This window comes from Flavobacterium sp. FlaQc-47 (assembly GCF_044006475.1).
Taxonomy (GTDB): domain Bacteria; phylum Bacteroidota; class Bacteroidia; order Flavobacteriales; family Flavobacteriaceae; genus Flavobacterium.
This window is the reverse complement of record NZ_JBIPCQ010000001.1, coordinates 294,329-316,958: the sequence shown is the minus strand read 5'-3', so window position 1 is coordinate 316,958 and position 22,630 is coordinate 294,329. Positions and strand designations below refer to the sequence as shown.

Genomic DNA, 22,630 nt, shown 5'->3' with positions numbered 1-22,630 from the left:
TGAGCAAGGTTTTTTTTTTGCTATAATTTTTTGAATTAACATTAGTTGGTGTAATCACTATTTAGAACAACTCTATTTAATATAAAATTATATCTAAAATTGCAAAATCTTAAGCTAATCTTAAGACAAAAATAAGGAAAGATTAAGTAAGAAATTACACTTTCAAATTTTGTTAAAGCCTATTTCTGACCTTATATTTGCAAAAAGTTATTTTTATTAAATCTAAATAAATACCATGAAATATAATTTACTAATTGCTTTTTGTTTGATCAGTTTTGCATCTTACAGTCAGCAGTATTCAAGTTCAGAAAATACCTCAACTGTAAATGATACTGTAAAAAACAAAAAAGGAGAAGCACTTAACGAAGTTTTAATCACAGCAAATAAACCTAAAAAACCTATTGAAGCAGCCCGTTCCGGAATTAAAGTAATGGACTTGCCTCAAACTGTTCAAATTGTTGGCAGTGAAATAATAGCAGAACAACAAGCAATACGATTAAGTGAAGTAGTAAAAAATCTTAACGGAGTTTATGTAGGATCAGCCCGTGGTGGTGCTCAGGAATCTTTTTTCTCAAGAGGTTATGATATGTCTGCGAATAATATGTTTAAAAATGGTTTTAGATATAATGCAGGTTCAATTCCTGAAGTTTCCTCTTTAGAAAAAGTAGAATTCTTAAAAGGGGGTTCTGCTTTATTATATGGAAATGTCGCTCCTGGCGGAATTATGAATTTAGTCACCAAAACACCAAAATTCACACAAGGCGGCGAAGTTTCTATGCAAATAGGAAGCTATTCTTTTTATAAACCATCAATAGATTTTTACGGGCCATTAAATAAATCCATAGCATACCGCTTTACGGCTTCCTATGAAAACTCTGAAAGCTTTAGGGATTTTGTTAAAAACGAACGTATTTACATCAATCCTTCGTTTTTGTTTCACGTTTCAGACAAAACGCAAATTACAGTTCAGGGAGATTATTTAAGTGCTGACTGGACGCCTGATTTTGGAACTGGAATCTACGAAAAAACAATTCTGGATTTACCTCGTAACGAATACTTTGGAGCACTTTGGTCCACTGCAAACACGAAGTCTGCAAGTGCTTCGGTATTGCTGAATCACGATTTCAATAAAAACTGGAAGTTAAATTTTAATTCTTCTTATCAATCTTACCGCAGAACGCAAACTTCTACAGCACAATTAAGCACGATTGAAGCTAACGGAAACTGGAAACGCGGACTAACAAAATCTGATGGTGCTGAACAAATTTTTGGAGATCAGCTAAGCTTACAAGGAACTTTTAATACAGGTAGTATCAAACACCAAATTTTTACCGGAGTTGATTACGAAAATTCAATAGCTCCCAGTTATACTTATGGTTTTTATGCAACGCCAAATGGTACAGTTGCAATAACTACAGAAGCTACAGCAATCAATCTTTATAATTACGACTACAGCACACAAAGTTTAAATATCCCTTACCCAACAAGAGCAACGCAATTAGCGACTACAAATACTCAGCGTTTTGGTGCTTATGCTCAGGATTTGATTTCGGTTACTGATTATGTAAAAGTTCTGGCAGGTTTAAGATGGTCATGGCAGGAAAGTGAAGTTACAACCTCTAAAGAAGTAATAGAAAAAAACGTTATCACTACAAATCTTGAAAACGCAATACCGGTTATAGGTGCTAAAACATTAAACAGAGCTTATTCGCCTAAAGCGGGATTGGTAATTCAGCCTACTAAAGATTTGTCTTTGTTTGCAAGCTACTCGAACTCTTTTACGCCTAACACTGGAACAACTGTAGATTTAAAACCTTTAGATCCTTCTATCATAGATCAATATGAAGTGGGTATTAAAAAAGATTTCTGGAAAGGTCTTTTAAGTACAAACATAACTGCTTATCAAATATCGAACAACAATCTGGCACAAACAGCTCAGTTTTTAGCAGATGGTGTTACTCAAAATGCAACAACAACCCTAAAAGAATTGGTAGGAGCAACAAAAGGAAAAGGTGTTGAAATAGATATTACAGCTACTCCTGTTGAAGGATTGAACATTATGGCTGGTTATAGTTTTAATGAAACCAAAGTATCAAAATCATCCGGAACAAACGGAAGCCTTGTAGTTGGTGATGTATTAGCCAGAACGCCAAAAAACACTGCAAATTTGAGTTTTTTCTACAAATTGCCTGAAGGTTTATTAAAAGGATTAACTTTTGGAGCTATTGCAAATTATGTTGGAGATCGCACAGGTGGTTGGAATGATGATTATTTATGGACAGCGGTTAAACCTACGCCTGCAAATCCTAAACCAGATCCTGCTTACACAATCACAATCAGAGACAGAGATATTCCGTTAGAAGGGTATACAACTGTTGATGCTTCCTTGGGTTATGAATGGAGAAAATTCTCGATTTTATGCCGATTATCAAATATTACAAACGAACTAAATTATACCGTACACGAAAATTATAGTGTGAACCCAATTGCGCCACGTCAGATTATGACAAGCCTGAAATACAAGTTCTAAAAATTTGAATTAGATTATTTTTCCAAAGCTTTTTCTGCAATTTCATTTGAAATCAGAAGAAGCTTTTGGTTTTACATCAAACCTCGTTTAGCAATAAATGAGGTTTTTTATTTTCACAAAAGAAAATGCTCTAATTATATTTACTTTTGTCGCAGATACTTTTTATCGCATCAAAACAAAAATTGCAAACATGACAGATTCCAAGAAAAACCAATTACAAAAAACCTTAGGCTTTAGTTTTAATATTGCCGTATTAATTGGAGGAACAATAGGAGTTGGAATTTTAAGAACTCCCGGATCTATTGCATCCCTTTTAGATAACTATTGGCTTATTATTGCTTCGTGGCTTTTTGGCGGAATATTTGTTTTAATTGGTGCCAATTCATATGCTGAACTTGCTACAATGCTGCCTAAAGCCGGAGGATCTTACAATTATATCAAAAGAGCTTTTGGTAATTATGCCGGTTTTCTTTCCGGATGGTTTGATTATATCACCAATGCAATTCCGCCTGCTTTCTACTGTATTGTAATCAGTGAATATATTATTATTTTGTTTCCGGATCTCAAAAACTATTCGACCGAAATGGCAATTTCACTATTAATTGCATTTGTATTATTGCATTTAAGCGGAGTGAAAAACGGAAGTACCATTCAGCAAATTACAAGTTTACTAAAAGTGGTTTGTTTTTTCGCTTTGGTTGTGGCTTGTTTTATGTATTCGGGTGTTAAGCTGGCTGCAATTCCTAAAGATAATTCTCTGGTTCAGATTGGTTTATTATTTGGATTTTTCAAATCACTTCAACTTATCATCGGAACTTATAATGGATGGAATGCCGTTTGCTTTTTTGCCGAAGAAAATGATGATCCAAGCAAGAACATTCCGAAATCTTTATATAGCGGAGTTTTGCTTGTAATCGCCATTTATGTTTTAATCAACGTTGCTTTTTTCTATATCCTGCCAGTTGAAAACATAGCAAAATCAAGTTTGGCTGCCGCCGATGTTGCTAATATTATTTTCGGGAAAAATGGTGCTATAATCGTAACCGTAATTTCTATTTTTTCTTTAATCAGTATTCTGAATGCTTTTATGATGATTCCGCCCAGAATTCTATACGGATTAAGTCGTGATGGTTTTTTTATCGAAAAAGGAACAACGGTTAACAAAGGCGGAACCCCAATTGTAGCACTTTTGGTTTCATCATTTTTTAGTTTATTTTTAATTTGTATTGGTTCCTTCGAAGTCTTATTTTCCTTTGCAGCCTTTACCTCTATTATCGTTTGGGGATTAGCCTATTGCTCTCTTTTAAAACTAAGAATTTCCGAACCCAATTTACCAAGACCTTATCGCTCTCTTTGGTATCCGTGGACCACGATTATTGCTATTATAGCTTCCATCGCATTACTTATTGGTTTTGTTTACAGTGATCCTAAAAGCTTTTTAATTATTGTCGTTATTATGCTGATTTCTTATCCTTTGTTTTGGGTTTTGAACAGGAAGAAATAATTTTTTTTTTAAAGCCATTAATTCACGAATTATTTCTTAAGTGCCATAGTTTATGTCATTTCTGAGAAGGAGAAATCTCCCTGAGAAGCTCGACAAAGATTGTGGATTTACTTTACGGAGTTTCGTGTGCGATCCTTCGTTCCTCAGGATGACAATAAAACACAAAACCCGACGGGTCTTAAAACCTATCGGGTTGTTGCATGAATATATTAAAAAGTAAACCTAATTCTTATTTTAAACCAGCAATACTTTGCTCGATTGTAGCAATTTTTGCTAAAGCATCGGCTTCTTTTTGTCTTTCGTTAGCCAAAACTTTTTCCGGTGCTCCGCCAACGAATTTTTCATTGGATAATTTTGCCTGAACTGATTTTAAGAAACCTTGAGTGTAAACCAACTCCGCTGTAAGTTTTGCAATTTCAGCTTCAACATCAATATTTCCTCCTGAAATAGGAATGAAATATTCATTTGATTTTACACGGAAAGATAACGATCCGTCAACTTTTGCTGATACATATTCGAATGCAGAAACATTTCCTAATTTCGTTATTACAGAATCAAAATAAATAGAGAATTTTTCGCTGTTAATTGCTTTTAATTCGATACTGTCTTTCATCGCAATATTCTTTTCCTTACGAATGGTTCTAATTCCTGAAATTACTTCGATTGTACTATCAAAATCAGTAATTAAACTGGCGTTGAAAGGTTTTAATTCAGGCCATGTTGAAACAATTAAAGCTTCTTCCTGAGTTCTGTCAGCAATTAAATGCCAAATTTCTTCTGTTAAAAAAGGCATGAAAGGGTGAAGCAATTTCAAATTACTTTCAAGCATTTCGATTGCTTTATCAAACGTCACTTTATCAATTGGTTGCTGGTACGCTGGTTTGATCATCTCTAAAAACCAAGAACAGAAATCATCCCAAACTAATTTATAAATCGCCATTAATGAATCTGAAATTCTGTATTTCTCAAAATTATCTTCAATGTCAACTAAAGTCTGTTGCAACTTAGCTTCATACCATTCAATAGCTACTTTTGATGATTCCGGTTGCGGGATAGTATCTGAAACTTCCCAGCCTTTAATTAATTTAAAGGCATTCCAAATCTTGTTTGTAAATGCTTTTCCCTGATTACATAATTCTTCATCAAACATAATATCGTTTCCGGCAGAAGCACTTAAAAGTAATCCTACACGAACTCCATCGGCACCAAATTTTTCGATTAAGTCTAAAGGATCAGGAGAATTCCCTAATGATTTAGACATTTTACGGCGTTGTTTATCACGAACTAAACCTGTTAAGTATACATTTGTAAATGGTTTTTTACCTGTATATTCGTAACCTGCAATAATCATTCTGGCCACCCAGAAAAACAAAATATCCGGACCTGTAACCAAATCATTTGTTGGATAATAATATTTAAAATCTTCATTTTCAGGGTTAACAACTCCATCAAAAACTGACATTGGCCATAACCACGCAGAGAACCAGGTATCTAATGCATCAACATCTTGCCTTAAGTCAGATATTGTAAGTGAATTGTTTGATGTTCTTTCTTGTGCTAATTTTAATGCATCTTCAATGTTTTCTGCAACTACAAAATCTTCTTTTCCATCTCCGTAATAAAAAGCAGGAATTCTGTGTCCCCACCATAACTGACGGGAAATATTCCAATCGCGGATATTGTTTAACCAATGCGCGTAAGTATTTTCAAAACGTTTTGGGTGTAATTTAATTTCTCCAGTTTCTAAAACTGATTTAATAGCGGGTTTTACTAAATCTTCCATTTTCAAAAACCATTGATCTGATAATCTTGGTTCGATTACGGCTTTGGTTCTTTCTGATGTTCCCACTTTATTCAAATGGATTTCGGTCTTCGCCAAAGTTCCGTTTTCTTCTAATTCTTTTGCAATTTCGGTACGAACCACAAAACGATCTTTCCCCTGATAATGTAATCCGAAACTATTTAGTGTAGCATCTTCGTTAAAAATATCAATGATTTCAAGATTGTGTTTTTCTCCTAGCGTTTTGTCGTTCATGTCGTGCGCCGGAGTAACTTTCAAGCATCCGGTTCCAAATTCTACATCTACATATTCATCTTCAATAATAGGAATCACTCTTCCACAAATAGGAACAATGGCGCTTTTACCTTTTAAATGTGTAAAACGTTCGTCATTTGGGTTGATACAAATAGCAGTATCTCCAAAGATAGTCTCAGGACGTGTTGTTGCAATTGTCAGGAAATCTTCTGAACCTTCGATTTTATATTTTAAGAAAAATAATTTTCCTTGTTGTTCTTCATAAATAACTTCTTCGTCTGATAAAGTTGTTTTTGCTTCAGGATCCCAGTTTACCATTCGGTATCCTCTATAAATTAATCCTTTGTTATATAAATCAACAAATGATTTTATTACAGAAGCTGACATATCAGGATCCATCGTGAATTTTGTTCTTTCCCAATCGCATGAAGCTCCTAGTTTTTTAAGCTGCTCAAGGATTGTTCCGCCATATTTATCTGTCCATTCCCAGGCGTGTGCTAAAAATTCTTCGCGTGTTAAATCATTTTTATTGATTCCTTCTGCTTTTAATTTTGCTACAACTTTTGCTTCGGTGGCGATCGATGCGTGATCTGTTCCGGGAACCCAACAAGCATTTAAGCCTTTAAGACGCGCTCTGCGAATTAAAACATCCTGAATTGTATTGTTCAACATATGCCCCATGTGCAGGACTCCTGTTACGTTTGGTGGCGGAATTACAATTGTATAAGGTGTTCTGTGATCTGGTTCTGAATGAAAATAATTGTTTTTCATCCAGTAATCATACCATTTATTCTCGATCGTTTTAGCGTCAAATTGTGCAGGAATTGTCATTTTATCGTGGATATGTTTTAATCGTTAATTGTTTAATCGTTAGTTTGTTTTACTGTTTCTTAATCGTTATCAATTAAACGATTAAACAGTTAAACAAATAAACCATAAAACTTTGGTTCAATTTTTGTAATTATTATTGACAACAAAAGTAAATAATTAAGTACACTATAAAAAGCGAATTATTAATTTGTGTGTTAATTAAAAGAATGTATATTTACTTACAACTTTAAAACAATTTCAAAATGAAAAATGTAGCCTCTTTTATTGCTGTCGTATTGTTTAGCGCAATAGGTTATGCACAAAATGGCCCTAAAATTGAATTTGCAGCCCCGGACAATACGATTGATTATGGGAAAATTTCAAAAAGTGACAATGGACTTCGCTCTTTTGAATTTACAAACACCGGCGATGCTCCACTTTTAATTACTGGTGCAGAATCTACTGTAAGTTCAATAGTTGTTACAAAGCCCGCAGCAGCAGTTATGCCAGGTAAAAAAGGCAAAATTGATGTAAAATACAATATGGCTGCCGGTCCTATTCGTAAAACAATTACGGTTGAAACAAATGCTGTAAACTACCCTGATGGTAGAATTGCCTTAAAAATCAAAGGCGAAGTGTTGTAAAAAAAATAAAACTCCAAAAATAGTAAAAGCCGTTTCTTAATTAAGAAACGGCTTTTTTTTGAATATTATTCTGAATTAAACCCGACAGGTTTTCAAAATATGTCCGGTTGTTGTAGCACAATAATGAAAGCATATATGCAGTCCCTACAGGACAAATTTACTATGAGGTTACTTATTTTTACCAATATATAATCTCTACGAGATAACTATAACACTTAAATATTTGTATCAATTGAAATCAATACTTTTAGGAGTTAAATGTTGGTAAAAAAACACAAAACAAGTGTGGAACAGTATTCAGTTTCCTGATTATTTACATTCAGAAGTTGAAAATTTATATTTTACGCGATCAAAATCAATTGGTTTGTCTTTCACTAAATAAGTTACTCCCATAGTGGTTTGCATGGTTCCGTTTCCTAAAATCAATTGATTATCTCGTTTTAAAAATGCCATAGGATTTTTGAATGTTTTAGTTTTATTTGTGACTTCAACAAAAGTATAATCTGCAAATAAAGTATCTCCACGAAATTCTCCTGTAATTTCTCCGGTTCTTTCAGTAGCAGCTGCCACTTTCATTACCATGTTTCCTGATAATTTTCCGTTTTTTAAAGTATTCAATTTTAAATCAATAGTATCTTTTTCATATACTGCTTTATAACATTGAGTACTTACAATTTTTTCAGCATCGGTTTGAACGGCTTCTTTTTTTTCTTCATTTTTTTTACAACTTTGAAGTCCAATGCAAGACAAAAGCAAACAAGATATTACGAGATTTTTCATAATTAGATATTTTTAGGATGATTGTTATCTTATAAAGTTAAATAAAAAAGAAGCTAAAAAAAAGCTTCTTTTTTAAAATTGTTATTTATAATTAAACGTATTATAATTTCAGAATAAATCTTACTATTTACAAATTCTCAATAACAAATTCGCTTCTTCTGTTTAATTCGTGTTCTTCTTCTGAACAGGCTTCATCTGTTTTACATTTTATAATTGGAACTGATTCTCCGTAACCTTTTGCCAGAACTCTTTTTGCATTAATACCGGATTGGATTATAAATTCTCTGGTTGAGTTGGCTCTTTTTTGAGATAAATCTTCATTGAATTTTGCATTTCCTCTTGAATCTGTATGTGATCCAATTTCAATTACCATATCAGGATATTTCTTCATTAGTTCCACAACGCGACCTAGAACCACTTTTGATTCTTTCCTGATATACCACATATTGTAATCAAAATAAATAGGATCAGTTTTAATAATCAATCTGTCTTTATCTTTTACAATATCTTTTTCGTCAATTAAAATCTGTTTTATTTTTTCCTTTTTCTTAACCTCTTTGGCAACAATTTCAGCTACTTTTTCTTTTTTCCTGATTTCAGCTGCAACAATTTGATCTTTTTTTGCTTTGTTCTCCGCTTCTTTTAAAGCGATAACTGCCAGCGCTTCTTTTTCTTTTTTGCGAACTGTTTCAATTTCCTCTTCTTTCTTTTTATTTTCGACAATTTGCTGTTCTTCCTGCTTAATTACTTCTAAAGATTTCAATGCCATCGAAGCATCATTGCTGGCATCTCTGGTTTTTCCTGAAGATACCGATCTTGATTCGCTTGTGTGTTTTTCTTTGGATGCTAAAACTATAAAGGAACTTTCGCAGGAAACTGTAAAACTGAATTTTCCATCTGCGTTTGTAGTTACTGTATTTAATGTCTTTTTATCTGCATCTTGTAACGTTACAACGGCATTTTCCAGAGCTAGTTTAGTGTCAATATCTGTAATTGTTCCTGCAATAAACTGTTTGCAGTCTTCTACAATTAAATCCTTAATTTCTTTAAACTGATAAATATCGTCACTTCCTTTTCCGCCTTCTCTGTTTGATGCAAAATATCCTTCTTTTGTATCTGAATTTATATTAAAAGAGAAATCGTCCAGATTTGAGTTTAGTGGCAAACCAACATTTACAGGTTTTGAATATTCATTTCCGTTTATATCCGAAACAAAAACATCAAGTGATCCATATCCTAAATGTCCATCTGAAGAAAAATAAAGTTTATTATCATCTGATGCAAAAGGAAATTGTTCTCTTTTGTCTGTATTAATAATTGGACCTAAATTTTTTGGTGTATCAAATGCTCCTTTATTAATGTTTACTGAATAAATATCAAAAGAACCGAATGTTCCCGGCATGTCCGAAGCAAAATATAATACCTTCTCATCGGCACTAAGAGCAGGATGTTCTACTGAATAACTGGCACTATTAAAAGGAAGTGATGTTATATTGCTCCATTTTCCATCCACCAGTTCAGCTTTAAAAATTTGAAGGTTGGAGATTTTTTTATCGTCTGTTTTTTTGCTTCCTTTTTTAGAATTATTACGGGTGAAATAAATCGTTTTTCCATCTTTTGTGAAAACAATATTCGATTCATGCATTCCGGTTTTTAATTCCTTTGCGAAATAATGTCCCGTAGAATCGGCTGAATTAATATTTTTAAGAGGAATTTCTACAAAATTCAAATACGTTTCATTATCCCATTTGAACTTTTTATCAAACAATCCGGGTTTTAATTTTACGCCTGCAAAAACCAGATTATCTTTGTATTCTACCGCTCCAAATTCAGAATTAGGTGTATTTATCGCTAAGTTTTTAATATCAAATCGTTTCCCGATTGCCGTAACGTTTTCTAAGGTTTTAACTTCTTTTTCAAAATTGACACTATCATCTGTATTGGCAGATTTTGAATAATATTCTTTTAAAGCTGCATTTGCATCATCATAACTATTGCTCGCTTTTAAAGTCTGAGCATATCTGTAATAATAATTTCGATCTAAATCGTTACTGTAACTCTGAACTAAAAGTCGATAATAGCGTTGTGCTTTTATTAAATCATTGGTATAAAAATAAGAGTCAGCAAGGTTTTTAATGACTTCTTGTGACGGTTTCTTTTCGGCTAATTTTTCATAAAGAACAATTGCTTCGCTGTAATATGTTTTATCAAAAAATCTTTTGGCTCTTGCCAATTCAAGATCTTGTGCATTTATAAACTGTATTGAAAATACGAATATAATAACGAGTAGTTTTTTCATATTTTTCATTTTAGAAGAATCTTGGTGATTTATCATATCCTTTTCCTAATAAATCCAAATTAAAAAGGAGCATAATCTCGTGCGTACCGGAATTAAACTGACCCATATTTGAAAGTGTATGATCGTATGCATAACCCACTCTCAAAGTTGGTGTAACATTTATATTTACTAAAGCACTTACGGCATCATTTATTCTATAAGCTGCACCTACCTCAAATTTATTATTGTACAAAACATTCGCCGTCAAGTCTACAGAAATTGGTGATCCTGCTACAAATTTTGACATGAACGCTGGTTTTATTTTAACCATATCATTGATTTCAAAAACATATCCTGCTGTTAAAAATGTATGAATCGCTTCAGATCCGTAAGCATTAATTCCGGATTTTTCTTCGATGTGTTTTGAACTCAATAAATTTGGCGCTGATAGTCCCACATAAAAATTATCTCTAAAATAATAGGCTCCTACTCCAATATTGGGTTTTGTTACGTTTATATTTTCGGCGAAAGCCAAATCTGTTTCCGGATCGCTAAATTTGAATCCGTTAAAATTAGTTTGCAACGAAGTAAAACCTGCTTTTAATCCTAAGGACAGTTTATTTTTTCCTCCAAGATTTAAAACATACGCAAAATCAGCATAAAAGTTATTTTCTTTTTTTGCGCCGTCGCCAATATCATCTGAAATTAATGAAAGACCAACTTCGACTTTATCCGTAACAGCGGTATGCCCGAAAAAAGTAAAAGTTTTAGGTGCTCCAACCGCTCCAACCCATTGTGTTCTGTACAATCCGCCCAAATTTAGCATGGCAGGAACTCCTGTTGCATATGCCGGATTTACAACACTCATATTATACATATAATGTGTGTATTCAGGATCTTGCTGCGCTGAGGCGGATGTTATATAAAAGAGAAAAGATATAAATAGTATTATTTTTTTCATTTGAAAATTATATTAAATAATATAAAAAAGAAATTATCGGTTAAGGTAAAGTCGGCCTTGTTGTGCTTTTCTATTATCCTTATTAAAATTGATAATATAAAAATAGACTCCGTTAGGCGCTATTCCGTCACCAAAACCAGCTGATTCAGAATTTCTTCCGTCCCAATTTGGTTTATTTGCATTTCCTTTAAACATTACATTTCCGTATCTATTAAAAATTTCCAGCGTATAATCCGGGTATAAAAATTCAATATCAGGAATTCTGAAAGTATCATTTATATTATCACCATTTGGCGAAAATCCGTCAGGAATAAAAAATGCATATTGCGACACATCACAATCGATTAATGAAACAGTTACTTCTAAATTAGTATCAGAAATACAATCCGTAACAGTCGAAAGATCAAATCCGTAATATGTAGCTTTATGAACCAATAAACTTGATGAAGCGAGCAAATTTCCGTTGTTTTCAGCATCGTACCAGGCAACAGTTGAGGGCACATTTGTAACTCTGGACAAATCAGCAATTGTTGGATTTGCCAAACCACAAAAATCCGCTCCTCCGGGATTCAATACCGGAGCCGGCGTATCGTTTACTATAACCGAAATCATTGTGGGAGCTGAAGTACAATTTGAAAGAGAAGTTTCCCGTACATAAAGATCTTCTGATTTTAAAACGTAAGTTCCTGCAAGTGCCGTTGTTGACGTAGCAGAATTGTACCATTTATATTGAGGTCCGCGTGGAAATAAATTTGCAATTGTTGCTCTATCTACTTTACAAAATATTTGGTTTTCTGCAATTGGTGCTAACGGAATTGGATTTATAGAGAAACCATCGGATACATTACTTAAATTGCTGTCACAACTGGTGCTGTTATTTTTTAAATTAGTAGCTAAAATTGTTGTAGAACCAGTGTTTAAAAGCAAACCTGCAGGAATTATAAATGTCGCATTTCCGTTTAAAACAGTTAAAGCCGCCGTTTGTAATGTTGATGTATTACTATCTGAAAGTGTATAAGATAATGTCGCATCTGTTAAATTTCCTAATCCGGAAACAGCTACAGAAACAGGATCGTTTAAACAAACATCATTAATTACAACTCTTACGGTGGCTGCATTAGGCAAAGGATTAATGATTAAATTTCCCTGAGTATTAGCAACATTTGTACAACCTGTGACGTTATTAGTAATTTTGATAATAGTTATTACTGATACACCACTGTTTGCATTTAAAGTTCCGGGAATTCTAAAATTGAAATTTCCACCAAATGAGTTAATATTGGCAGTTTGTCCTGTTGCAAAATTATCTCCTGTAATATTATAGACAATGTTATAATTGCCATTAGCTAATTGAGCAGCGTTTGAAATTTGTATTACTGAATCTTTATTCTGGCATGTTGGTAATGTTGTCATTAAGGCTCCATCTAAATGAGGGAGAGGATAAATATTTAAATTATCAAATAAATTATTTATAACATTCAAACAGGATTGTTTACCGGCTGTTGCTGTAATATTTGTAACGCTGATTGTGTATAAACCCACTTGTCTAAAATAGGAAGCATCGACCGGAAAGCTAATTACACCATTTACAAAATTAGCAGTGACAGTTGTTGATCCGCCATTTGGACCGGAAACGTTAAAAGTGACTTTGTATTCGCCATCCGGAATTGCTTCAGGTCCTTGGGTAATTGTTGCAGAATATGTTGCGGTAGGAATTTTATCTTCGCAAATATCTGAATTTACTATGATTTGGGCGCCTGTAAAATCCAGTCTTTTTTCGAGTGTAATACTTATAGGTACCGTTTGATCCGGACAAATTCTATTATCAGGAAAAGATCGAACTGTGTAAGTATAAATATATTCTCCTGGTCCTAAATCATCAAATACTTCCTGAAGGTTTACATTATGATCTGTTAATGAGGTTAATCCCGCACCATTCCATTCTCCTCCCATATCTTCACCTGCAAGTAAAGTATGAAGATCTAAATCTGTATAAGAGCCTAAATCAGTATCTCCGCATAATTCTAAATCAGTTGCTGTTCCGGGTTCAGGTGCTTTAAAAACGGTTACTGTAACCTTAACAGATAGCGGAGCTGTATCACATGGAAGTACAGGAGGAACTGTATATGTAAAATCAAATGACCCTTGTAATCCTGTCACTGGAATTATTGCATCTACAGATCCGCCTGAACTATTTGTCCAGCTTCCATTTGAATGCGGTCCCATTACGGTACTATTAAATGCTGTGAAAAGATTAAAAGTATTAGCAGAACTACATACGGTAGCAAATGGAGCCGGAACTCCCGGATATGCACCAATTGTAAGTGTTACAGTAGCTGTATTATCTGTACATCCCGGAACACCCAAAACTGTATACGTATATTTATAAGTACCTCCGCGACGTATAAGTTGTCCGTTTAGTTCTCCTGTGGCAGTATTTAAACCTCTTGAATTATTATCATCTTTCCATGTTCCGCCAGGAGTTGGCGAACCATCTAATAAATCAAATAGTGAAATCGATGTATTAACAGGAAGTTCAATATCACAAATTACTTTACTAGCATCAATTCCCGCACATTGTGCATACATTTGTGAAGGCAAAACCGATAAAAGAACAAAAAACAATACAAATTGTAAGAAATTAGCGTATTTTTTAACCATAAACTCCTATTTTTTTATAAACATAATAAAATAATCATGTTCATTGAACAAAAAAGAAGATTTAATAGTTAAATTTTCACAAAATTTAAAGTTATCGCAAAATATATCTTTATATGAGTCAATTTTGTTTAAAATTTTATTGAATTGTAAATCAAATATTTACAGCTCATCTTCAAGCTTAAATCTAAACTTTAAAATAAGACTATTTCTTTCTACTTCTAAGGTAATCCAGATATCCTCCTCAGATTTTAAAAGGCTATTGATTTGCTGAAGCGTATATTTATAAGGAATATTATTATTGATACTCACAATGATATCTCCCTTTTGTAATCCGCATTTTTCTGCAGCTGATTTTTTACGAATATTGACAATTTCATATACTGGTTTTAATGAAAATTTGTATTTGAAATTCCCGTCTTTTTTATCATTATAACCTGATTCTTCTATTGACGTAGCAACTTTAACAGTTTCTAAATGCACGGTTTCCTGTACCCATTGAAGTCCGTTGTGCTGAACGGTTATTCCGCTTTTATTGTACGTGAAAGGTTCAGAAAATTTGCTGTTTTTTTTAAGATATAGCTTCTTATCTGCATAATCTATAACTACCGTAAATCGTTTTAAGACTTCTCCTCCAATGGAGCCTATTCGATCCGGAACCATTTTTACATTTTTAATAGAACTAGAATCAGGAAAGGAAACTATTGGTTTTTTAAAATTAAAATCTTCGATTAAAAAATTATCGATTTTGGCGCGATGACCTTCTATATCACCACTAAATCCTTTTCCTAAAAAATCCGGAAAATTCTTTTTTGGTAATTTGATTTTACTATTCTCAAAAATCCAAAAAGCATCACTATTACCAATATCTATAAGCAGTTTTGCCGGCACTTTAATACTATCAACTATGGCTGTTGTATAAATATAAGGTTTTGATTTTTCTATCGTTATCGGTAATACTTTAAACTTTTTCTCCAGTTTCCTGCGTGTTTCTTCATTGTTGGAATGAATAATTACTTTTTTTCTATGATAATTGATTTCTACTATATTATTTTTAAAAAATTTATATCCAATAATACCATTTACGGGAATACCAATATGTGAGGATAAATTAAAATTTTGATCTAAAATAATATAAACCAAATGATTGATTGATTTTAGTCCATGCGTTTCTAACGTATTGTTTGTCGATTTTAGTCCTTCAATTTCCTCCTCACTTCCTAATCCTTTGAGTTTAATTTTTTGTACGTTGTTAAAAGTAACTTCCTGTTTGTCTTCCATACTAAACAAAATAGTTTCTTCGACTCCTGAATCCAATAATAGATTCAGCTCGACACCGTTTACTTTTATAGGAATGAAAACGAGGTTATTTATCAATTTAAAAGGTATTGTAACCTTTTTACTATGCTTTTCAATCAAAAAATCACCCTGAGCCTGAAGCGACAAAGATGCCAAAAGCCCAAAAAACAACATAAAATATTTTTTCATTGATAATATTTTATGATAAAACTACTAAAAATATTGATAATTGTTACATTTTAATAAGTACCCGTAATGTTTACGTTAAATTCGAAAAAAAAATGCAAATTTGCACTTCAATAATTAAACTCATGCCAACAATTTCTCACAAAGGCAGAAACATGCCCGAATCACCGATACGTAAACTTGCTCCTTTTGCAGATGCTGCAAAGCAAAAAGGAAAAAAAGTGTATCACTTAAACATTGGTCAACCGGATATCAAGACACCCGAAGTGGCCATGGAGGCGGTAAAAAATATTGATTTAACTCTTATAGAATACAGTCCGTCTGCCGGATATGAAAGTTATAGAAAAAAATTAGCTCAATTTTACCAACGTCAAAACGTAAATGTTAACTCAGAAGACATCATTATTACTACTGGTGGTTCTGAAGCCTTGTTGTTTGCATTGGCCACAATTACAGATCCGGGTGACGAAATTATTATTCCGGAACCTTTTTATGCTAATTATCACGCATTTGCTTCTTCAACAAGCGCAACAGTTATTCCTGTAATTTCAACAATTGACACAGGATTTGCTTTGCCAAGTATTGATACTGTCGAAAAACTAATTACATCAAGAACGAAAGCTATATTGATTTGTAATCCAGGTAATCCAACAGGTTATTTATATTCTGAAGCCGAAATAAAACAATTAGCAGGTTTAATAAAAAAACACGATTTATATTTAATTGCTGACGAAGTATATCGTGAGTTTTTATACGATGGTGATGATGTTCATTATTCTGTAATGAATCTTGAAGATGTGCAGCAAAACGTAATCATGGTCGATTCGGTTTCAAAACGTTACAGTATGTGTGGCGCCAGAATTGGTTGTCTCGTTACTAAAAACAAAGATGTTTTGGCAACAGTTATGAAATTTGCTCAGGCACGTTTGAGTCCGCCTACAATTGAACAAATTGCTTGTGAGGCCGCAATAGATACTCCGCAAAGTTATTTTGATGAAGTAATTTCAGAATACAAAGGTCGTCGCGATACTTTAATTACGGAACTGAATAAAATTGAAGGTGTAATTGTGACTAAACCAAAAGGCGCTTTTTATTGCATTGCACAATTGCCAATAGAAAATGCCGATGATTTTGCACAATGGCTTCTTGAAACTTATGACCTTAACAGAGAAACTGTAATGGTTGCTCCCGCTGCCGGATTTTATTCGACTCCGGGAATGGGATTGAATCAGGTAAGAATTGCTTATGTATTAAATAAAAAAGATTTAATTAGTGCTGTAAATATTTTAAAAGAAGCTCTTTTAGTTTACAATAAGAAATAATTTCAAATAAATAAATAAATAAATAAATACCATCAAAAAGACAATAACGTGCTATGTTATTGTCTTTTGTATTTTTAGAAATCACCATTTTGATTTTAATTTAAATTATATCTAAAAAGGAACGATTAAATAGTAAAAACGATAGAAAAGGTTTCCTTTTTATTAATTATCTTTACCGCCTTAAAAAGATATACCCATACTAATAGTAGTTTTTAATGATAAATAACGAAGATTTTTTAGACGAAATAGGAGACAATCATTTTAGCAGCAATGCTCAAAACCCTGTTAGACAGGATGCTTTTGAATTAAGTGATGAAGAAAAAATAGAAAAAATAAAAAAAGATGTTGAAAACATCCTACAGACTTTAGGAATGGATTTAACAGATGATAGCATAAAAGGTACTCCAAACCGTGTTGCAAAAATGTTTGTAAAGGAAATTTTTGGAGGTCTGAACCCTACAAAAAAGCCAAAAGCATCAACTTTTGACAATAATTACAAATACGGTGAAATGTTAGTTGAAAAAAACATCACTGTTTACTCTACCTGCGAACACCATTTATTACCCATTATAGGAAGAGCACATGTGGCTTATATTTCCAGCGGAAGAGTTATTGGTTTATCAAAAATGAACCGAATTGTAGAATATTACGCTAAAAGACCACAGGTTCAGGAACGCCTGACAATGCAGATTGTACAGGAATTACAAATAGCTTTAGGTACTGAAGATGTTGCCTGCGTTATTGATGCGAAACACCTTTGCGTGAATTCAAGAGGAATCAAAGATATCGAAAGCAGCACCGTAACATCTGAATTTGGCGGAAAATTCAAAGATCCTCAAACAAAAAGAGAATTTCTAGATTACATTAAACTGGATACGCAGTTCTAAATATTGGTGAATCGTTTATTTGTTAAATCGTTAAGTCGGAAGAACAAATAAAAGGTTAAACAATTAAACAACAAGAAATGTATACTTTTTCGTTTGAAAAATTGGAAGTTTGGCAAAACTCAAGAATGTTTGTTTTGGATATTTATAAATTAACTAGTAAATTTCCATCAAATGAAATATTCGGAATAACTTCTCAGATAAAAAGAAGTTCAAGTTCGATTGCTACAAATATTGCAGAGGGAACTTCGAGAAATACGAATAAAGATAAAGCTCATTTTTTAACTATTTCATATTCATCAGCAATGGAAACTTTAAATCATTTGATTATTTCAAGAGATTTAGATTATTTATCTGATAATGACTATGTAGAATCTCGTGAGAAAATTGAAAAAATTTGCAATCAGATCAATAGCCTAAAAAAATATTATCTTTCAAAAGAATAATTACAAAAGCAATTAAACGATTTAACAAAAAAACAGTTAAACAATAATTAAATATGCCTTTATATAAAAGTCAATCTTTAAAAGTACATAACACGCTTTCGGGCGAGAAAGAAAATTTCAATCCTATTCATGAGGGAAGTATTGGTATGTATGTTTGCGGACCTACAGTTTACAGTAATGTACATCTTGGAAACGTTAGGACTTTTATGTCATTTGACGTAATTTTCAGGTATCTTTTGCACCTTGATTATAAAGTACGTTATGTTCGAAATATTACTGATGCAGGACATTTAACAGATGATGGTGATATTGACAACGATCGTTTCGTAAAACAATCCCGATTAGAGAAATTAGAACCTATGGAAATTGTACAGAAATATACTGTGGATTTTCATAAAGTTCTGGATACCTTCAATTTTCTTCCTCCAACTATTGAACCAACAGCCACGGGTCATATTTTAGAGCAAATAGAATTGACTCAAAAATTAATTGACTCAGGTTTTGCATACGAAAGTAATGGATCTGTTTATTTTGACGTTTTTGAATACAACAAAAGAGGAATGAAATATGGCGAATTAAGCAATCGTAATATTGATGAACTTTTTGCGAATACGAGAGATTTAGATGGACAAAATGAAAAGAAAAATCCACAAGATTTTGCGCTCTGGAAAAACGCTTCGCCAGCACATATAATGCGTTGGAACTCGCCTTGGGGTGAAGGTTTTCCTGGATGGCATTTAGAATGTACTGCTATGAGTACTAAATATCTGGGAGAAAAATTTGATATTCATGGAGGCGGAATGGATTTAAAATTCCCACACCATGAATGTGAAGTTGCACAAGGAAAAGCATGCAATGGAGAATCGCCTGTAAATTACTGGATGCATACAAACATGCTTACCATGAATGGATTACGAATGAGTAAATCAACAGGCAATTATATTTTGCCTTTAGAATTGGTTAAAGGTGATAACTCTTTCTTTGAAAAACCATTTGAACCCAATATTGTTCGTTTCTGTTTTCTTCAGGCACATTATAGAAGTGTTTTAGACATTTCTAATGATGCAATGGTAGCAAGTGAAAAAGGATATCACCGCTTAATGGAATCATATAAATTAGTTTCGTCGCTAAAGCCAAGTAATTCATCTTCTTTAGATATTGCTGCGTGGAGACAAAATTGTTATGATGCTATGAACGATGATTTTAATACTCCTATTTTAATTGCTCAATTATTTGAAGGAGCACGCTATATAAATGTAGTAAATGACGGAGCAGAAACATTGACAGCCGAAGATATCGAATTATTATCTACTACGTTTTCAAATTTCCTGTTTGACGTTTTAGGAGTTAATAATAAAGTTTCTCAAAATACGGCAGAAACCACTGAAAAATTAAATGGCGCAATTGAATTATTAATTCAAATGAGAAATCAGGCAAGAGCTGATAAAAACTTTGCTCTTTCTGACCAGATTCGTGATCAGTTAATTGCTTTAGGAATTCAGTTGAAAGACGGGAAAGAAGGAACCAGCTTTTCAATATAAATAATTCATTTTCTAATAAATCATGAAAGTAACTACTCCGTTTGTTTTATTAGTTCGCTTTTATCAAACTGCCATTTCGCCTTTTACACCGGCAAGCTGCAGGTTCGAGCCAACGTGTTCAACATATATGATTCAAGCCTTGCAGACTCATGGATTATTTTATGGCGGCTATTTAGGAATGAAACGAATATTGAGCTGTCATCCCTGGGGAAGAACGGGCTACGATCCCGTTCCTGAAAAGAAATGTTCACATAAACATTAACTTTAAATAAAGACTTGCTCTGCTTTAAATATTTATTTTTACAAAACAAAAAACAATTCAATATATGTCACACTCCTTAAATGTCATTTGGAATCCCTCAGAAGGAATCGATTTAGGATTTTTTATGATTCGTTATTACAGTTTAATGTTCGTAATCGCTTTTGGTTTAGGCTGGTTCATCATGAAAAACATTTTTGAGCGAGAAAATGAATCCATAGACAAATTAGATTCTTTATTTGTCTGGACTGTTTTAGCAACATTAATAGGAGCGCGTTTAGGTCATGTATTATTTTATGACTGGGAATATTTTAGAAATCATCTACTTGAAATCTTTTTACCGTTTAGATTTGAACCAAAATTTGAATTTACAGGTTTTCAGGGATTAGCAAGTCATGGGGCAGCAATTGCCATTATCATTGCCATGTATTATTACAGCAAAATGATCTTAAAACGTCCGTTATTATGGATATTGGATCGCGTAGTAATTCCGGTGGCAAGTGGTGCAATTTTTGTTCGCTTAGGAAACTTCTTTAATTCTGAGATTATAGGAAAAGAAACTGATTCTGCTTTCGGAATTCGTTTTTTACACGATCAGTTCAGTAAATCAGAAGCTGTAAATGCAACTCAAATCGCAGATCCAAAAGCTGCTTATAATGCAATCGCAACAGATCCTAAATTTGCCGATTTATTGGCTCAGGTTCCTGTAAAACACCCAACGCAATTGTATGAAGGTATTGCTTATATTTTTGTGTTTGCAATTCTGTTCTTTTTATACTGGAAAACAAATGCAAGACTTAAATCAGGATTATTATTCGGATTATTCCTTGTCCTTTTATTCGTGGTACGTTTTATCGTTGAATTTGTAAAAGAAAGCCAAGGTGGTTTTGAGAACGAATTAGGCATTTTCTCAACAGGACAATGGCTGAGTATTCCTTTCATCATTATTGGACTTTTCTTTATCATCAGAGCACAAAGAAATCCTCTAGCAGCCTCTTAAAAATTAAAAACACCATTATAAACATAAAAAAACGCCCAAAACTTAATTGTTTTGGGCGTTTTCTTTATCAAACCTTTTCTGCAAATCCCAAAATCCTTAATGTGAACTATCACCATCACTAATAGCCATCGATTTACATTTTTTTTAAGGAGCACAACTTGCCGTTTTCTCAACAACTTTAGTCCCGCTGTACACTATATCTTTTTCCTGCTAAAGGAGCAGTAAAAAGGATATCGTTTCCATCGGGGCTAGTTTAGAAATCTATTTTCCATAAGAGCTTACGTTTATCTGCCTTGAAGATTAATCATTACAGGAAACAGAAGACCTTCAAATGGTCTTAGCGTATTGAAATTAAAAATAAGACTTTGATTTACTAATTTTATTTTCTTTAAATTCGGTTGCACATAGAAAAGAAAAAACTGCCCATAATTGCAGTAACTTTGAATAAATTATCAATTATTTACCTTAAAATTAGTATAAATGTCTATTCTGTACCAAAGCCCAAAAATAATTATTCGTGAATTTTTACCCTCAGAACAACAAACTTTTTTAGATCTATTTGAAGATACACAAGTTACAAAATACCTCCCCAATACCACACCAGAAAGATATGTGGAGATGTTTAACGAATTACTTGAAAATTATAAAAATAAAAATCTAAGCCGATGGGCCATATTCAATACTTCAAATAATGATTTTATCGGAATATGTGTTGCTCGTAATTTTGCATATAACACAAACCAAATAGAAATTGGTTATGTCCTTAGCAGAAAATATTGGGGAAAAGGTATTGCTACAGAAGTATGCAAGGCTATAATGCAATATAGTTTCGCAAATACAACGACAAACGAAGTTGTGGCTATAACCGATATCAACAATAGCGGTTCACAAAATGTACTTAAAAAAGCAGGATTTTTACAATTGGAAAATCTAATCCGAAATGAGGAAGAGATCGCTTATTTCATGATCAAAAGATCAGTGATACAGTAATCTCCCGCTCACTAAAACACTACAATCATAAAAGAAAATATTGTCTTGTTTAAATTTACAATTGACGCTCCAAAACGACAGGGCATAAATTAGATTTATATTATCATCAAAGGAAAATTAAGTAATCTATAATTGTATTTCCAACAAATTTGATCTCGAGATTATATGGGATCAAGACTAAATGTTGTGGGAAAACATAAAAACACAACTTTTTAATTCAAGTTGATGGTTTAAAAATTTAATTAATTAATTAATTAATTTTCTTTAAAAACTTTAATCCTTAAAGGATATTTTTTCTGGTTGATTTTTGTTCTGCCAGTATCTAACTCCTAACGGAGTAACAAAAATATCCCGGATAGATTATATTATATACTGGGTGATTTTTAACGCAAAGTTTTTTATAGTAAGGTGTGTTGACAAACACAAAGTTCACAAAGCTTTGTGTTGACCTGCCTTGTGAACTTTGTGTTTATACCCATCATCCTTGGTAAAAAATCTTCGCA

At 32.9% G+C, this 22,630-nt stretch carries 16 protein-coding genes; 10 read left to right on the top strand and 6 right to left on the bottom strand.

Features of this window, described 5'->3' with window-relative positions; translation table 11 throughout:
* The first annotated feature begins 235 nt into the window (after window positions 1-235).
* Together ACHRVX_RS01140 and ACHRVX_RS01135 are read left to right on the top strand one after the other, a co-directional pair.
* Window positions 236-2,530 carry a TonB-dependent siderophore receptor gene (locus ACHRVX_RS01140; protein ID WP_395328056.1) on the top strand — a complete coding sequence of 765 codons (2,295 nt, stop codon included), beginning with the start codon at window positions 236-238 and terminating at the stop codon, window positions 2,528-2,530.
* 190 nt (window positions 2,531-2,720) lie between these two features.
* Window positions 2,721-4,034, top strand: a complete 1,314-nt coding sequence (locus tag ACHRVX_RS01135; RefSeq protein WP_395328053.1) for an APC family permease — start codon at window positions 2,721-2,723, stop codon at window positions 4,032-4,034.
* Window positions 4,035-4,263: 229 nt separating this feature from the next.
* Here ACHRVX_RS01135 and ACHRVX_RS01130 read toward each other — a convergent pair whose 3' ends face one another.
* Entirely contained in the window at window positions 4,264-6,900 is a 2,637-nt protein-coding gene (locus ACHRVX_RS01130; protein ID WP_395328050.1) for a valine--tRNA ligase, read from the bottom strand.
* A 242-nt stretch (window positions 6,901-7,142) separates the two neighbouring features.
* Here ACHRVX_RS01130 and ACHRVX_RS01125 point away from each other — a divergent pair, with 242 nt between their 5' ends.
* On the top strand, window positions 7,143-7,523 hold the full coding sequence (locus ACHRVX_RS01125) for a DUF1573 domain-containing protein (RefSeq protein ID WP_394773544.1): 381 nt from the start codon (window positions 7,143-7,145) through the stop codon (window positions 7,521-7,523).
* A 309-nt stretch (window positions 7,524-7,832) separates the two neighbouring features.
* On the opposite strand, the gene ACHRVX_RS01120 is transcribed toward ACHRVX_RS01125, so the two are convergent.
* The 5 genes from ACHRVX_RS01120 to ACHRVX_RS01100 all read right to left on the bottom strand — a co-directional run bounded on the left by ACHRVX_RS01120 (window position 7,833) and on the right by ACHRVX_RS01100 (window position 15,688).
* Complete coding sequence (locus tag ACHRVX_RS01120; RefSeq protein ID WP_395328047.1) at window positions 7,833-8,303, bottom strand: hypothetical protein; 471 nt, start codon at window positions 8,301-8,303, stop codon at window positions 7,833-7,835.
* A 127-nt stretch (window positions 8,304-8,430) separates the two neighbouring features.
* Entirely contained in the window at window positions 8,431-10,602 is a 2,172-nt protein-coding gene (locus ACHRVX_RS01115; protein WP_395328044.1) for an OmpA family protein, read from the bottom strand.
* A gap of 10 nt (window positions 10,603-10,612) precedes the next feature.
* Entirely contained in the window at window positions 10,613-11,542 is a 930-nt protein-coding gene (locus ACHRVX_RS01110; RefSeq protein ID WP_395328041.1) for a type IX secretion system membrane protein PorP/SprF, read from the bottom strand.
* A gap of 33 nt (window positions 11,543-11,575) precedes the next feature.
* Window positions 11,576-14,203, bottom strand: a complete 2,628-nt coding sequence (locus ACHRVX_RS01105) for a gliding motility-associated C-terminal domain-containing protein (protein ID WP_395328038.1) — start codon at window positions 14,201-14,203, stop codon at window positions 11,576-11,578.
* 159 nt (window positions 14,204-14,362) lie between these two features.
* Window positions 14,363-15,688, bottom strand: a complete 1,326-nt coding sequence (locus ACHRVX_RS01100; protein ID WP_395328035.1) for a PDZ domain-containing protein — start codon at window positions 15,686-15,688, stop codon at window positions 14,363-14,365.
* A gap of 122 nt (window positions 15,689-15,810) precedes the next feature.
* On the opposite strand from ACHRVX_RS01100, the gene ACHRVX_RS01095 reads away from it, so the two are divergent.
* The 7 genes from ACHRVX_RS01095 to ACHRVX_RS01065 all read left to right on the top strand — a co-directional run bounded on the left by ACHRVX_RS01095 (window position 15,811) and on the right by ACHRVX_RS01065 (window position 22,127).
* A complete protein-coding gene (locus ACHRVX_RS01095; protein WP_395328032.1) occupies window positions 15,811-17,007 on the top strand; it encodes a pyridoxal phosphate-dependent aminotransferase in 1,197 nt (398 codons plus the stop codon).
* Between the two features lie 215 nt (window positions 17,008-17,222).
* Entirely contained in the window at window positions 17,223-17,894 is a 672-nt protein-coding gene (gene folE / locus ACHRVX_RS01090; RefSeq protein ID WP_395328030.1) for a GTP cyclohydrolase I FolE, read from the top strand.
* Between the two features lie 77 nt (window positions 17,895-17,971).
* The gene (locus tag ACHRVX_RS01085; protein ID WP_395328027.1) at window positions 17,972-18,337 is read left to right on the top strand and encodes a four helix bundle protein; all 366 of its coding nucleotides are present in this window, start codon (window positions 17,972-17,974) and stop codon (window positions 18,335-18,337) included.
* 53 nt (window positions 18,338-18,390) lie between these two features.
* On the top strand, window positions 18,391-19,878 hold the full coding sequence (cysS, locus tag ACHRVX_RS01080; RefSeq protein ID WP_395328024.1) for a cysteine--tRNA ligase: 1,488 nt from the start codon (window positions 18,391-18,393) through the stop codon (window positions 19,876-19,878).
* Window positions 19,879-19,900: 22 nt separating this feature from the next.
* Entirely contained in the window at window positions 19,901-20,140 is a 240-nt protein-coding gene (yidD, locus tag ACHRVX_RS01075) for a membrane protein insertion efficiency factor YidD (protein WP_173972466.1), read from the top strand.
* Between the two features lie 64 nt (window positions 20,141-20,204).
* Window positions 20,205-21,137, top strand: a complete 933-nt coding sequence (gene lgt, locus ACHRVX_RS01070) for a prolipoprotein diacylglyceryl transferase (protein ID WP_213296921.1) — start codon at window positions 20,205-20,207, stop codon at window positions 21,135-21,137.
* A 480-nt stretch (window positions 21,138-21,617) separates the two neighbouring features.
* Window positions 21,618-22,127 (top strand): GNAT family N-acetyltransferase, encoded by a 510-nt coding sequence (locus ACHRVX_RS01065; protein ID WP_395328019.1) that lies wholly within the window; start codon window positions 21,618-21,620, stop codon window positions 22,125-22,127.
* Window positions 22,128-22,630 lie beyond the last annotated feature (503 nt).

Bases quoted from the DNA above. Each gene is read 5' to 3' on its own strand.
- ACHRVX_RS01140 (WP_395328056.1), top strand. From the start codon at position 236: ATGAAATATAATTTACTAATTGCTTTTTGTTTGATCAGTTTTGCATCT.
- ACHRVX_RS01135 (WP_395328053.1), top strand. From the start codon at position 2,721: ATGACAGATTCCAAGAAAAACCAATTACAAAAAACCTTAGGCTTTAGT.
- ACHRVX_RS01130 (WP_395328050.1), bottom strand. From the start codon at position 6,900: ATGACAATTCCTGCACAATTTGACGCTAAAACGATCGAGAATAAATGG.
- ACHRVX_RS01125 (WP_394773544.1), top strand. From the start codon at position 7,143: ATGAAAAATGTAGCCTCTTTTATTGCTGTCGTATTGTTTAGCGCAATA.
- ACHRVX_RS01120 (WP_395328047.1), bottom strand. From the start codon at position 8,303: ATGAAAAATCTCGTAATATCTTGTTTGCTTTTGTCTTGCATTGGACTT.
- ACHRVX_RS01115 (WP_395328044.1), bottom strand. From the start codon at position 10,602: ATGAAAAAACTACTCGTTATTATATTCGTATTTTCAATACAGTTTATA.
- ACHRVX_RS01110 (WP_395328041.1), bottom strand. From the start codon at position 11,542: ATGAAAAAAATAATACTATTTATATCTTTTCTCTTTTATATAACATCC.
- ACHRVX_RS01105 (WP_395328038.1), bottom strand. From the start codon at position 14,203: ATGGTTAAAAAATACGCTAATTTCTTACAATTTGTATTGTTTTTTGTT.
- ACHRVX_RS01100 (WP_395328035.1), bottom strand. From the start codon at position 15,688: ATGAAAAAATATTTTATGTTGTTTTTTGGGCTTTTGGCATCTTTGTCG.
- ACHRVX_RS01095 (WP_395328032.1), top strand. From the start codon at position 15,811: ATGCCAACAATTTCTCACAAAGGCAGAAACATGCCCGAATCACCGATA.
- folE (WP_395328030.1), top strand. From the start codon at position 17,223: ATGATAAATAACGAAGATTTTTTAGACGAAATAGGAGACAATCATTTT.
- ACHRVX_RS01085 (WP_395328027.1), top strand. From the start codon at position 17,972: ATGTATACTTTTTCGTTTGAAAAATTGGAAGTTTGGCAAAACTCAAGA.
- cysS (WP_395328024.1), top strand. From the start codon at position 18,391: ATGCCTTTATATAAAAGTCAATCTTTAAAAGTACATAACACGCTTTCG.
- yidD (WP_173972466.1), top strand. From the start codon at position 19,901: ATGAAAGTAACTACTCCGTTTGTTTTATTAGTTCGCTTTTATCAAACT.
- lgt (WP_213296921.1), top strand. From the start codon at position 20,205: ATGTCACACTCCTTAAATGTCATTTGGAATCCCTCAGAAGGAATCGAT.
- ACHRVX_RS01065 (WP_395328019.1), top strand. From the start codon at position 21,618: ATGTCTATTCTGTACCAAAGCCCAAAAATAATTATTCGTGAATTTTTA.